The 13,341-nt window shown below is 63.7% G+C and carries 9 protein-coding genes, 2 tRNA genes and 1 rRNA gene; 7 read left to right on the plus strand and 5 right to left on the minus strand.

Going from position 1 to position 13,341, the window contains the following annotated elements; all coding sequences use genetic code 11:
• Window positions 1-15: 15 nt before the first annotated feature.
• Both HELO_RS01080 and prlC read right to left on the minus strand, forming a co-directional pair.
• Entirely contained in the window at window positions 16-270 is a 255-nt protein-coding gene (locus HELO_RS01080) for a YheV family putative zinc ribbon protein (protein ID WP_013330969.1), read from the minus strand.
• A 60-nt stretch (window positions 271-330) separates the two neighbouring features.
• On the minus strand, window positions 331-2,379 hold the full coding sequence (gene prlC, locus HELO_RS01085; protein WP_013330970.1) for an oligopeptidase A: 2,049 nt from the start codon (window positions 2,377-2,379) through the stop codon (window positions 331-333).
• Window positions 2,380-2,626: 247 nt separating this feature from the next.
• On the opposite strand from prlC, the gene HELO_RS01090 reads away from it, so the two are divergent.
• The 3 genes from HELO_RS01090 (at window position 2,627) to HELO_RS01100 (ending at window position 5,316) form a co-directional block, all read left to right on the plus strand.
• The gene (locus HELO_RS01090) at window positions 2,627-3,967 is read left to right on the plus strand and encodes a sodium-dependent transporter (RefSeq protein WP_013330971.1); all 1,341 of its coding nucleotides are present in this window, start codon (window positions 2,627-2,629) and stop codon (window positions 3,965-3,967) included.
• A 16-nt stretch (window positions 3,968-3,983) separates the two neighbouring features.
• The gene (locus tag HELO_RS01095; protein ID WP_013330972.1) at window positions 3,984-4,532 is read left to right on the plus strand and encodes a gamma carbonic anhydrase family protein; all 549 of its coding nucleotides are present in this window, start codon (window positions 3,984-3,986) and stop codon (window positions 4,530-4,532) included.
• A 112-nt stretch (window positions 4,533-4,644) separates the two neighbouring features.
• Window positions 4,645-5,316 carry a metal-dependent hydrolase gene (locus HELO_RS01100; RefSeq protein WP_013330973.1) on the plus strand — a complete coding sequence of 224 codons (672 nt, stop codon included), beginning with the start codon at window positions 4,645-4,647 and terminating at the stop codon, window positions 5,314-5,316.
• Here the strand turns inward: HELO_RS01100 and HELO_RS01105 are convergent.
• Genes HELO_RS01105 through HELO_RS01115 form a run of 3 tightly spaced genes read right to left on the minus strand, consistent with a single transcriptional unit; the run spans window position 5,292 to window position 9,363 of the window.
• Window positions 5,292-6,674, minus strand: coding sequence for a sigma-54-dependent transcriptional regulator (locus HELO_RS01105; protein ID WP_041601834.1), 1,383 nt, complete (start codon window positions 6,672-6,674; stop codon window positions 5,292-5,294). The two genes, HELO_RS01100 and HELO_RS01105, sit on opposite strands and share 25 nt — an antisense overlap.
• On the minus strand, window positions 6,667-8,586 hold the full coding sequence (locus HELO_RS01110) for a sensor histidine kinase (RefSeq protein ID WP_013330975.1): 1,920 nt from the start codon (window positions 8,584-8,586) through the stop codon (window positions 6,667-6,669). The genes HELO_RS01105 and HELO_RS01110 overlap by 8 nt, the downstream gene beginning before the upstream one ends.
• Before the next feature lie 3 nt (window positions 8,587-8,589).
• Entirely contained in the window at window positions 8,590-9,363 is a 774-nt protein-coding gene (locus HELO_RS01115) for an FCD domain-containing protein (protein WP_013330976.1), read from the minus strand.
• Window positions 9,364-9,669: 306 nt separating this feature from the next.
• On the opposite strand from HELO_RS01115, the gene lldD reads away from it, so the two are divergent.
• The 4 genes from lldD to HELO_RS01135 all read left to right on the plus strand — a co-directional run bounded on the left by lldD (window position 9,670) and on the right by HELO_RS01135 (window position 13,306).
• Window positions 9,670-10,824 carry an FMN-dependent L-lactate dehydrogenase LldD gene (gene lldD, locus HELO_RS01120; protein ID WP_013330977.1) on the plus strand — a complete coding sequence of 385 codons (1,155 nt, stop codon included), beginning with the start codon at window positions 9,670-9,672 and terminating at the stop codon, window positions 10,822-10,824.
• A gap of 584 nt (window positions 10,825-11,408) precedes the next feature.
• Window positions 11,409-12,946 (plus strand): 16S ribosomal RNA (locus tag HELO_RS01125).
• A gap of 98 nt (window positions 12,947-13,044) precedes the next feature.
• Window positions 13,045-13,121, plus strand: a tRNA-Ile gene (locus HELO_RS01130).
• Between the two features lie 109 nt (window positions 13,122-13,230).
• Window positions 13,231-13,306 (plus strand) — tRNA-Ala (locus tag HELO_RS01135).
• Window positions 13,307-13,341: the final 35 nt, after the last annotated feature.

Raw genomic sequence — 13,341 nt, forward strand, 5'->3', positions numbered from 1 at the left:
AAGCAGCGAGCATCGCTAGTGCCGTTGACCGGGATCGAGGATCCGCACGGTCTGCAGGTCATCGGACTGCGATGTCGGCTCCTCACGGGACTGGCTGATCCGGGTCTCGAGCTCGGGAGGGGTTTCCTCCTCGATGGGCAGTTGTTCGAAGAAGTCGCAGCTGACGCACTCGCGATAGCGTATGCCGTTCTGCTCCCAGCTGCGGATGCGGTCCATCTCGGCGCAGCGGGGGCAGATGGCGCCGGCGATGAAGCGTTTCTGAGTGGCCATGAGGCCTCCTGGTGACGCGGCGCCGGGACGTCCCGGCGCGATGATACGGTGGAGCGAAACTCAGGCGGCGCGGATGCCGCTGTGGCGCAACAGAGGTTCGACGCTCGGCTCGCGGCCCCGGAAGGCGCGGAACAGCTCGGCGGCGTCCCGCGAGCCACCACGCTCGAGAATCTCGGTGCGGAAACGCCGCCCGGTCTCCGGGTCGAAGATGCCGGCTTCCTCGAAGGCGCTCCAGGCGTCGGCGGACAGCACTTCGGCCCACTTGTAACTGTAGTAGCCCGCCGCGTAACCGCCGGCGAAGATGTGGCCGAAGCCATTCTGGAAGCGGTTGAAGTCGACGCGCGGCACCACCGAGACGCTGTTGCGAACCTCGTCGAGCAGTGCCTGGATGTCGGCGGCGCTGGGCGCGCTGGCCTCGAGGTGCAGGCGGAAGTCGAACAGGGAGAATTCCAGCTGGCGCACCATGCCCATGGCGGACTGGAAGTTCTTGGCCGCCAGCAGCTTGTCGAACAGCTCGTCGGGCAGCGGCTCCCCGGTCTCCACGTGGCCGGCGATCAGGTCCAGGCCTTCGCGCTCCCAGCAGTAGTTCTCCATGAACTGGCTGGGCAGCTCGACGGCATCCCAGGCCACGCCGTTGATGCCGGAGATATCGGCGATGGTCTGGCGGGTCAGCATGTGATGCAGGCCATGGCCGAATTCATGGAACAGGGTGGTGACCTCGTCATGGGTCAGCAGGGCCGGCGCATCGCCCACGGGGCGGGTGAAGTTGCAGGTCAGGTAGGCCACCGGCAGTTGCAGTGTGCCATCCTCTTCCCGGCGGATGCGGCACTCGTCCATCCAGGCCCCGCCCCGCTTGCCTTCACGGGCATAGAGATCCAGATAGAAGCCCGCGATCGGCGTGCCTTTTTCCATGATGTGGAAGAAACGCACGTCGGGGTGGTAGCGCGGTGCTTCGGTGTCCTCCTCGAAGGTCACGCCGTAAAGCTTTTCGACGACCTTGAACAGTCCGTTGACCACCTGGGGCGCGGGGAAGTAGGGGCGCAGTTGCTCGTCGGAGATGGCGTAACGTGACTCGCGCAGTTTCTCGCTGACATAACCCACGTCCCAGGGTGCCAGCTCGGGCAGGCCCAGTTGTTCGCGGGCGAAGTCCGCCAGCTCGGCGTATTCTTCCCGTGCCTGGGGCACGGCGCGCTCGGCGAGATCGTTCAGGAAATCGATCACACCCTGCGGGGAATCGGCCATCTTGGTGGCCAGCGAATAGTCGGCATAGGTCGCGAAACCCAGCAGCTCGGCCAGTTCGCGGCGCAAGGCGAGGATTTCCTCCATGACGGGGGCGTTGTCGAATTCGCCGGCATTCGGCCCCTTCTCGGAAGCGCGGGTGACGAAGGCGGTGTACACCTCGCGGCGCAGCTCGCGGTCGTCGGCATGCGTCATCACCGGGAAGAAGCTGGGGAAATCCAGGGTGATGCGATAGCCCTGCTGCCCCTTGGCCTCGGCGTTGGCCGCCAGGGTCGCCAGGGCGCTTTCCGGCAGGCCGGCCAGGCGGCTGTCGTCATTCAGCACCAGATGCCAGGCCTGGGTGGCGTCGAGCAGTTGGTTGGAGAAGGTGTTGGCCAGGCTCGACAGGCGAGCCTGGATCTCGCCGTAGCGCTGCTTCTTGTCGGCCGGCAGGTCGACACCGGCCAGACGGAAGTCACGCAGGGCATTGTCCACGGTGCGGCATTGCCCCTCGTCGAGCTCTGCCCAGGCCGGTCCATCCTTGAGCGCTTGCCAGGCACGGAACAGGCCCTCGTGCTGGCCAAGCCAGGTGGTGTAGTCGGAGAGCATGCCCAGGCTCTGCTCGTAAGCCTCGCGCAGGGCCGGGTTGTTCATGGTGCCGTTGAGGTGCGACACCGGCGACCAGGCGCGGGAAAGGCGATCATTGAGGGCTTCCAGGGGCGCGGCCAGGGTGTCCCAGGTGGGCGCTTCGCGCTCGGCCCGGGCGACCAGTGCCTCGATGGCCTCGCGGTTCTCCGCCAGCAGGGTCTCGATGGCCGGCACCACGTGCTCGGGCTTGATCTCGGCGAAGGGGGGAAGCGAGTGGGCGTCGAGCAGTGGGTTCGTGGACATGCGCACCTCGGTTGATGATGGGAATGCCCTGTTAGATGCGGGCGGCCGTGTCGGGTTTCAATGTGTCAGGCATTGTCCTGAAACGTCTGCGCTCGGTCTTCGGCGTTGAAAATCCACTCAAAATGCGCCGTTACTCTTGGTAAACTCCGCGTTCTTGTAGCTTTTCGCCTTGTTCTCACCTTCGCTCGCCGGCTTTTCGGACAGCGCTGAGTCTTGGCGACTTTTCCACCCTGGCCGGAGATTGGCAATGAACGAGACCCTGGAGCGCTGGAGTAGCCGCCGCGCTTTCATATTGGCGGTGACCGGGGCCGCCGTCGGGCTGGGGAACATCTGGCGGTTTCCCTACATTACCGGCGAGAACGGCGGGGCCGTCTTCCTGTTGCTCTACGTGGCCTTCGTGATCCTGCTGGGGGTTCCGGTCATGATGGCCGAAATCCTGATCGGCCGGGCCGGGCGCCGCAGCCCGATGCAGTCGCTCGGCCATCTGGCCTCCGAGGCGGGGGCCAGCGGTCATTGGCGCTGGGTGGGGCTGTTCGGCGCCTTCACGGTGTTCTGCATCCTGTCGTTCTACTCGGTGGTCTCGGGCTGGTCCATCGAGTTTCTCGTCGAGGCGGTCAATGGCGAGTTCGTCGGACGCAGTGCCGCCGAAATCGGCGCCGGTTTCGATGCCTTCCTCGCCGACCCGGCACTCATGGCCTTCAACCACACCCTGTTTCTGGTGATGACCATGCTGGTGGTCGCCGCGGGGGTGACCAAGGGGCTGGAGCGGCTCAACAACTTCCTGATGCCGTTGCTGTATCTGCTGCTGCTGGTGCTGGCGGGCCATGCGGCGACCACCAGTGGTTTCGGGGAGGCGGTGTCCTGGTTGTTCAAGCCGGACCTGTCGGCGGTGACGCCGATGGTGATGGTGCACGCCATGGGCCACGCCTTCTTCACCCTGGCGGTGGGTGCCTGTGCGCTGATGGCCTACGGCGCCTACATGCCGGATCATCAGAGCCTTTCCCGAGCGGCGGCATCGGTGGCGGTGCTGGATGTGACGGTGGCGCTGCTGGCCGGTATCGCCATCTTTTCGGTGGTGTTCTCCCAGGGCATGGATCCCGGCGAAGGACCGGGACTGATGTTCGTCACCCTGCCGGTGGCCTTCGCCGAACTGCCTTTCGGCGCCTTCTGGCTGTCGCTGTTTTTCCTGCTGCTGCTGCTGGCGACCTGGACCTCGTCGATCAATCTCGCCGAGCCCATGGTCGCGACCCTGCAAGGCTGGGGCCTCGGCCGGGGCAAGGCGGCGGCGGTGGTCGGCCTGACGGTCTGGTCGCTGGGCCTGCTGTCGGTGCTCTCCTTTTCGACCATGGCCGATGTGCAGATCCTGTTCGGCATGAATGCCTTCGCCCTGGTCAGCACCATTCCGCCGGAGATCTTCCTGCCGATGGGCGGCTTGCTGATCGCGATTTTCGCCGCCTGGGTGCTGCCCGCGCCTGTCGCTTCGCGTGCCCTGGATGCCGGCCCGCTCGGGTTCAGCGTCTGGCGGAATCTCGTGCGCTGGGTGTCGATTCCGCTGACGCTGGTAGTATTGGTGTCCGGCTTGATCTGACGACGGGAGGTACCCGATGAGCGAGACGACGACCCTGCGAGCCTGGCGTGGCATCACGCCGCAACTGGGAGAGCGGGTCTACATCGATCCCCAGTGCATGGTGCTGGGCGATGTGGAACTGGGCGATGACTGCTCGGTGTGGCCCATGGCGGTGATCCGTGGCGACATGCACCGTATCCGCATCGGGGCGCGGACCAGCGTGCAGGACGGCAGCGTGCTGCATATCACCCACGCCAGCGACTTCAATCCCGATGGCTTTCCGCTGACCATCGGCAATGAGGTGACCATCGGCCACAAGGCGATCCTGCATGGCTGCACCCTGGGCGATCGCATCCTGGTGGGCATGGGGGCCATCGTCATGGATGGTGCCGTGGTCGAGGATGAGGTGATCATCGCCGCCGGCGCCGTGGTGCCGCCGGGCAAGCACCTGGCCGGCGGCCACGTCTATGCCGGCAATCCCGCCAAGGCGTTGCGGCCGCTCAAGGAGAAGGAACGCGCCTTCTTCCCATATACCGCCGGCAACTACGTCAAGCTCAAGGATGAGTACCTGGAAGCCGCCGGCTGACCCTAGGGCGACGCCGTGCGCGGCGATCGCTCCCGGGGCGCGTTAACCGATTGTTCTGCATGAGGGTTCTGGGCGATAATGGATGTTTATCCAGTTATCGAGGCGCCCCGGCATGGCCGATTTTCGAACCCATCTCAGTGTTGCCGCGGGCGGTGGCGGCCTGCTGGCCCTGGCCGGCTGGCAGGCGGACCTTTGGTCGTCGCTGCAGACGCTGCCGGTGATGGTGCTGACCGCCTTCGGCGGCATCCTGCCGGATATCGACTCCGATCACTCTCATTCGGTGCGCCTGATCTTCGGCGTGGCCGCCGTGCTGGCCGTGGCCGCCGGTGCCTTGCTGTTGCGTCCCTGGCTGGCGCCGGGCGCCCTGTTGATGACCTGCGGTGGGCTCTACATCGGTGTGCGTTATGTGCTGGCGCCGATCTTCAAGCGCTTTTCCGTCCACCGGGGCATCTGGCATTCGTTGCTGGCGGCCGGTCTTTGCGGGCTGGCGACCAGCGCGGCGAGCTATCGGTTGCTCGAGCAGCCGGCCTGGCTGGCCTGGGTCGAGGGGCTGGCGCTGGTGCTGGGATGCCTGATCCATCTGCTGCTCGATGAGCTGTACAGCGTCGATCTGGCCGGGACGCGCATCAAGCGTTCCTTCGGCAGTGCCTTCAAGCTGTTCGACTATCGCGAACCGGTCAATTCCGTCCTGATGCTGCTGCTGGCTTGCGGCACGATCCCCTGGTTGCCGCCGTGGTCGGCACTGGGCGAGCTGTGGGTTCAGGGATCGGCGCTGTGGCGATAGTGCTCGGCCTTCAGGTTGTGCCGTTTCAGCTTGTCGTAGAGCGTCTTGCGGGGCAGTCCCAGGTGTTCGCAGACGTCGGTGACATGGCCGTGATGACGGGCCAGGGCCTGGCTGATCAGCTGTTTCTCGAAGAGTTCGACCTGTTCGGGCAGGGATAGCTCGGCACCGTTGTTGTCCACGCCTTCCATCAGCATGTCGAGACGATAATCGCACGTCACGCCGAGCAGCACATAACGCTCGGCGAGGTTGCGCAGCTCCCGGGCGTTGCCGGGCCAGTCATGGGCGAGCAGTGCCGAGATGCCCGCTGCGTCGAGGGGCGGGGCCTCCATGCTGCTGCGGCTGGCGGCCACGGCGGCGAAGTGCTGGAACAGTAGCGGGATGTCCTCGCGGCGTTCGCGTAGCGGCGGGATCGGCAGGGTCACCACATTGAGCCGGTAGTAGAGGTCCTCGCGGAATTCGCCGGCCTCGGCAGCGGCCTTGAGATCGATCTTGGTGGCCGCGATGACCCGGATGTCCAGCGGCACGGGCTGGTTGGAGCCGAGGCGTTCGATGGTGCGTTCCTGCAGGACGCGCAGCAGCTTGACCTGAAGGGCCAGCGGCATCGACTCGATTTCGTCGAGGAAGACGGTGCCGCCGCCGGCGTGTTCGAACTTGCCGATGCGCCGCTCGAGAGCACCGGTAAAGGCGCCTTTCTCGTGACCGAACAGCTCCGACTCGATGGTGCTCTCCGGCACCGCTCCGCAGTTGATGGCAACGAAGGGGCGGCCGCCGCGTGGGCTGCGTTCGTGGATCGCCCGGGCCACCAGGTCCTTGCCGGTGCCGGTCTCGCCGAACAGCAGCACGTCGGCCTCGACGCGGCTGATGCGCTGGACCATGGCGGCCAGACGCTGGATCACCGGGGTGCGGCCGACGAGCCGGGGCCCGGGGGCCGACTGTTGCGCTTCCAGTTCGGCCTTGAGGGCGCGGTTTTCCAGGCTGAGACGACGTTTTTCGCTGCCGCGCCGTACCATTTCGACCAGGCGCTCGCCGGCGAAGGGCTTTTCCAGAAAGTCCCAGGCGCCCTCGCGCATGGCTTCCACGGCGGTGGAAATGTCGCCGTGACCGGTGATCAGGATCACCGGCAGGTCCGGATCGCGTCGGCGGACCTCGCGCAGCAGGGCCATGCCGTCCATGCCCGGCATGCGGATGTCACTGACCACGACACCGGCAAAATCGGTCTCGAGTTCTGCCAGGGCGGCCTCGGCACTTTCGAACGGACGGGGCGTGTAGCCGGCAAGTTCCAGCGTCTGGCCCGCGGTGATGCGCAGGTGGGCCTCGTCGTCGATGATCATCACCGGGACATCCGCGTTGTCATGCATGAGTCGATGGCTCCTCGGTCGCTCGGCGGGCCTCCGGCCCGGGGGCGCGTGGCAGGGTAATGGTGAACATGGCGCCGCCGCCAGGGGCATTGTCGGCCTCGATCCGGCCGCCCAGGTCGTCGATGATGCGACCCGAGATGGAGAGGCCCAGCCCCAGGCCGCTGCCAGCGGACTTGGTGGTGAAGAAGGGTTCGAAGACGCGTGATAACTGCGGTTCGGCAATGCCGGGGCCGCTGTCGGCCACACGAATCTGCACCTGTTCCGGTGTCGAGTCGATGGTCAGCACCAGGTGCGGGGTGGCGGTATCCGCCATGGCCTGGAGGGCATTGCCGATCAGGTTGACCAGGACCTGTTCGAGGCGCACCGGATCGGCGCGTACCCAGATGTCTTCTGCTTGCCAGTGGCGTTCCACCGTGACGCCGAGTTCGTTGAGGCGCGCCTGGAACAGCCGCAATGCATAGTCGAAGCAGGAAGGCACCGAGACGGCGGTGAGGGTGTCGCCGCTCTTGCGCGAGAACTGCCGTAGCTGGGCGCTGATCTCGGACATGCGCTCGGTGAGTTCGATGATCTGCTCGAGATTGGCGTCGGCGGTCTCGGCACGTCCGCGCTCGATGAAGGCGCGGGCGTTCTCGGCATAGGCGCGTATCGCCGACAGGGGTTGGTTGAGCTCATGGTTGATGCCGGCGGCCAGTTGGCCGAGCACGGCGAGCTTGGCGGCCTGTACCAGTTCGTCGCGGGTCTCGCGCAGGCTGTCCTCGGCGCGGCGGCGTTCCTCGATCTCGTCGGATAGGCGCTGATTGGTGGTCACCAGATCGTGGGTACGCTTGGCCACGTTGCGTTCGAGCTCGTCGCGGACCCGGGCCAGGGTGCGGCGTTCGCGTTCGGCGAAGCGTTCGCGCTCCCGGCGCAGCCGCAGGCGCTGCCAGCCGATGCCGCCGCCCAGCGCGACCAGGCCATAGAAGCCTCCGGCCAGCAGGGCCGATATCCACTGGGCATTCACCACCGGCGTCAGTGGCTTGAGGATCTGCATGTCCCACTCGAAGTCAGGCATGGCGCGGGTCAGGCTGAGATAGCGCTGGCCCTGGAGTGGGCCGGAGGAAAAGTCGACCAGGCGGGTGCGTGAGTCGCGCCGCTCGAGCTCTTGAATGCCGGCGTGCGGGAGCGGTTCGTCGGCATAACGCCGCGAGTCGTGCAGTGCCTCGCGCTCGTCGTCGCTGAGCGGAGTCATGGCGGTCAGGCGCAGTTCCGGCTGGCTGGCCATGAAGACGATACCGTCGCGGTCGGTGACCAGCAGCTCGGCATCCTGTTCGGCCCAGCTCTGCTCCACGGCATCGAGTGTGACCTTGAGTACCATGACGCCGTCCGGGGTGGCATTCGGCGCGGTTTCGTCCAGCCAGACCGGTGCCGAGAAGTAGTAGCCCCGTGTCATCGATTGGACGCCCAGGCCATAGAAGTGGCCACGGCGCCCCTGGATGGCTTCCTGGTAGTAGCGCCGATAGTGGTAGTTCTCGCCGATGAAGGTGTTGGGGCGGTGCCAGTTGCTGGCGGCCAGGGTGTTGGCCTGATGGTCGAGAAGGTAGATGTCGGATACCCCGGCGGTAGCGCGGAAGCGGTCCAACAACAGGTTGAGCGGCATGGCGTTCTGGCTGTCCGGCGAGGACAAAAAGCGCTTGACCATTTCCCGCGAGGCCAGCAGCTCCGGCAGGTAGTCATGGCGCGACAGGTGGCCGACCAGGCCGGCGGCCGAGAGCCGCAGCTCGTTTTCAGCGTCGTGACGCAGGTCCTGCAGAGCCTGCTCCCGGGCGACCTGGGCGGTCTGCCACATGCACAGGGCGAGGCCTGCCAGCCCCAGGCCCGCGAACAGGCCGCGCAAGGCGCGCTGGCGACGTGTCAGGCGATGGCTGCCAACCATGGGTCAGGACGGCGCCGTCGGCATGGCCTGAGCCCGGCGCAGTGAGCGCTGGGCTCGAGTCTCGGCGCGGGCCACTTCCAGCAAGCCTTCCTCCACGTATACCAGGTGCTCGTGGGAACGGGTGCGGGCGTCCTCGGCGCGCCCCTCGAGGATGGCATCCAGCAAGGCGCGGTGCTGCGCCATCAATTGCTGCCGGGCATCGGGCTTGTCGAGCAGATGGCCCAGGTTGTCGACGATGCTGCGCTCGAGCTGGTGGAAGATGCCTCGGATGGTGTGCAACAGCATGACGTTATGGGCGGCCTCGGCGATGGCCAGGTGGAAGGCGGCATCTGCCTTGGCCTCGCTAGCCGGGTCGCGCTTGGCGAAGCAGGCCTCGAGTTCCTCGAAGCGCTCGAGCAGCATTGCCCTGTCCGTGGGCGTGGAGCGCAGGGCGGCGTAGTACGCTGAGAGGCTCTCCATGGCATCGCGGAACTCCAGCAGGTCCAGATGGAATTCACTGTGACGGGACAGCATGTCGAGCAGCGGATCGCCGTAGCCATTATGGAGGGCTTCGGTAATGAAGGTGCCGCCGCCCTGGCGGCTGGCCAGTAGCCCGCGAGCGGCGAGTTTCTGGATCGCCTCGCGCACGGAAGGGCGTGACACGCCGAAGCGTTCGGCGAGTTCGCGTTCCGGAGGCAGTCGCTGGCCGGGTTTCAGGCTACCTTCGAGGATGAGGCCTTCGAGTCGCTCGGTGATGACGTCGGCGAGGCGGGGCTGGCGGACGGGTTGATAGGACATCTCGGGGACCTTCGCTGCGGAGTCGAGCATCAGGGCAGCATGATAGCGCCGTGAAATTGGTATTACCAATAGCAGCCTAGGGGCTTTCTGGTGGAAAGTTGCTCTCGCAAGGCAGTCCGAGCGGGGGAGGGCAGAGCAAAGGGAGGGAAGTTGACAGTTATGCCGCCGCGCCATAACGTGCAGTGGTAAAATGATTGAAATTGGTTTTACCAATTGTCCATCTTGTCGCCAGCGTAACCGTGGGGTCGGTCATCGCCATGATGTCCCTCAGGCCGTCGTTGGCCCATTCATTGCCCAGAGCCCGCCATGATCATTTCAGCTGCCACGGACTATCGCCAAGCCGCCAAGCGTCGTATTCCGCCCTTTCTCTTCCATTATGCCGACGGGGGCGCCTATGCTGAGCATACGCTGCGGCGCAACGTCGAGGATCTCGCCGACATTGCCTTGCGTCAGCGTGTGCTGAGGGATATGTCCACGCTGTCGCTGGAAACCGAGCTGTTTGGCGAATCTCTGGCGATGCCCGTTGCCCTGGCTCCCGTGGGGCTGACAGGAATGTATGCCAGGCGAGGTGAGGTGCAGGCAGCCAGGGCCGCCGCCAGCAAGGGCATACCATTCACCTTGTCCACGGTATCGGTATGCCCCATCGACGAGGTGGCCTCTGCAGTGGATCGTCCTCTCTGGTTTCAGCTCTATGTGCTGAAGGACAGAGGTTTCATGCGGCACGTCCTGGAGCGAGCCAGGGAGGCTGGTATAAAGACGCTCGTCTTCACGGTCGACATGCCCGTACCGGGCGCACGCTATCGTGATGCCCATTCCGGGATGAGCGGCCGGCATGCAGCGATTCGGCGCATGCTTCAGGCCGTGACCCATCCGTCCTGGGCCTGGGACGTGGGCGTTCATGGCCGCCCGCATGACCTTGGTAATGTATCGGATTACCGCGGTCAGCCGACGGAGCTCGAGGATTACATCGCCTGGCTCGGCGATAATTTCGATCCTTCCATCTCCTGGAAGGACCTGGAGTGGATTCGCGAGTTCTGGGATGGGCCGATGATCATCAAGGGAATACTCGACCCCGAGGATGCCCGTGATGCTGTCCGTTTCGGGGCGGATGGCATCGTTGTTTCCAACCATGGTGGCCGTCAGCTCGATGGAGTGCCCTCCACCGCGCGGGCCCTGCCTGCCATCGCCGACGCAGTGAAGGACGACCTGGCCATCCTGGCCGACTCCGGTGTGCGTAGTGGGCTGGATGTCGTGCGAATGATTGCCATGGGCGCCGATACCGTGTTGCTGGGGCGGGCCTTCGTCTATGCTCTCGCCACTGCCGGGGAGGCAGGCGTGGCCCATCTGCTCGAGCTGTTCGAAAAGGAGATGCGAGTCGCGATGACGCTCACCGGAGCGCGGAGCATCTCCGATCTTGGCATCGATTCGCTGGTTGCGGGCTCGAGTCGCAGCGAGAGTTGAGCGTACTTTTTTGCGTCGTTTGGCGAGCAGGCTCTCTGGATTCGCCGGGACGCCTGCCGGCTGCACTGGGGAAGGTGCGCTGCGTCCTGACGAATGTCCTGAATGGGTCGCCAAAAAAGTGCTTGCGTCCTCGGCGCTGTATCCGTAAAGTACGCATCCGCTGCCGGCGACGGGCAACGTTGCAGGCGGTGAAGGGTGGCAGAAGCGCCTGTTTTTCTTAGGGTTTTTCGAATCGCTTCGAAATTCGCCGGTTGACAGGAACGCCGATTTCGGTAAAATGCTCGCCACTCGCTACCGAGCCCGCTGAGGGTTCAGTTCGGAGTCGCCTCAACGAGGTTTGTGTCGCTCTCGGCAAGATCGAGCTTGACGCCAGGCGCCGAATCGGTAGAATACGCCTTCCTCACGAGGCGCTGCGCCACGGGCCAGCAACGTGAGATGCTCTTTAACAATCGATCAGGTAATTCATGTGGGCGCTTGTCGGGATGTCGGTGACCAGTCACCGAAAATCAAGACAAGCGACTCGTCAAACGAGACGTTTGAATCTTGAACCAGGTTTGGTTCCGCCTAAGGAACTATCAGACTTTTAACTGAAGAGTTTGATCATGGCTCAGATTGAACGCTGGCGGCAGGCCTAACACATGCAAGTCGAGCGGAAACGATCCTAGCTTGCTAGGAGGCGTCGAGCGGCGGACGGGTGAGTAATGCATAGGAATCTGCCCGGTAGTGGGGGATAACTTGAGGAAACTCAAGCTAATACCGCATACGCCCTACGGGGGAAAGCAGGGGCTCTTCGGACCTTGCGCTATCGGATGAGCTTATGTCGGATTAGCTGGTTGGTGAGGTAACGGCTCACCAAGGCGACGATCCGTAGCTGGTCTGAGAGGATGATCAGCCACATCGGGACTGAGACACGGCCCGAACTCCTACGGGAGGCAGCAGTGGGGAATATTGGACAATGGGGGCAACCCTGATCCAGCCATGCCGCGTGTGTGAAGAAGGCCCTCGGGTTGTAAAGCACTTTCAGCGAGGAAGAATGCTTGTCGGTTAATACCCGGCAAGGGAGACATCACTCGCAGAAGAAGCACCGGCTAACTCCGTGCCAGCAGCCGCGGTAATACGGAGGGTGCGAGCGTTAATCGGAATTACTGGGCGTAAAGCGTGCGTAGGCGGCTTGATAAGCCGGTTGTGAAAGCCCCGGGCTCAACCTGGGAACGGCATCCGGAACTGTTAGGCTAGAGTGCAGGAGAGGAAGGTAGAATTCCCGGTGTAGCGGTGAAATGCGTAGAGATCGGGAGGAATACCAGTGGCGAAGGCGGCCTTCTGGACTGACACTGACGCTGAGGTACGAAAGCGTGGGTAGCAAACAGGATTAGATACCCTGGTAGTCCACGCCGTAAACGATGTCGACTAGCCGTTGGGGTCCTCGAGACCTTTGTGGCGCAGTTAACGCACTAAGTCGACCGCCTGGGGAGTACGGCCGCAAGGTTAAAACTCAAATGAATTGACGGGGGCCCGCACAAGCGGTGGAGCATGTGGTTTAATTCGATGCAACGCGAAGAACCTTACCTACCCTTGACATCGTGCGAACTTTCCAGAGATGGATTGGTGCCTTCGGGAGCGCACAGACAGGTGCTGCATGGCTGTCGTCAGCTCGTGTTGTGAAATGTTGGGTTAAGTCCCGTAACGAGCGCAACCCTTGTCCCTATTTGCCAGCGATTCGGTCGGGAACTCTAGGGAGACTGCCGGTGACAAACCGGAGGAAGGTGGGGACGACGTCAAGTCATCATGGCCCTTACGGGTAGGGCTACACACGTGCTACAATGGCCGGTACAATGGGTTGCAAAGCGGCGACGTGGAGCTAATCTCATAAAGCCGGTCTCAGTCCGGATCGGAGTCTGCAACTCGACTCCGTGAAGTCGGAATCGCTAGTAATCGTGCATCAGAATGGCACGGTGAATACGTTCCCGGGCCTTGTACACACCGCCCGTCACACCATGGGAGTGGACTGCACCAGAAGTGGTTAGCCTAACTTCGGAGGGCGATCACCACGGTGTGGTTCATGACTGGGGTGAAGTCGTAACAAGGTAGCCGTAGGGGAACCTGCGGCTGGATCACCTCCTTAATCGACGACGTCCCCGGCACTCGGCAAGTGCTCACAATGAATTACCTGATCGGCCAGAGCAAAGACTGTTTGGGTCGCGGACCCAGTGGTTGAAAGCCGGGTCTGTAGCTCAGTTGGTTAGAGCGCACCCCTGATAAGGGTGAGGTCGGCAGTTCAAGTCTGCCCAGACCCACCAATTTTATCCAGTTCTGCGTTATTTTGTGACTTGCCTAGCAGGCTAGGCGACGCCACAAAATGCCTTGACCTGAATAAAATTCTCCATGTCACGTATGACGGGCATCAGAGGGGCCTTAGCTCAGCTGGGAGAGCGCCTGCCTTGCACGCAGGAGGTCACCGGTTCGATCCCGGTAGGCTCCACCACCCCAACAGTTGATGTGACAAGACCAGTCGCAAGT

It is taken from the genome of Halomonas elongata DSM 2581 (assembly GCF_000196875.2).
GTDB lineage: Bacteria > Pseudomonadota > Gammaproteobacteria > Pseudomonadales > Halomonadaceae > Halomonas > Halomonas elongata.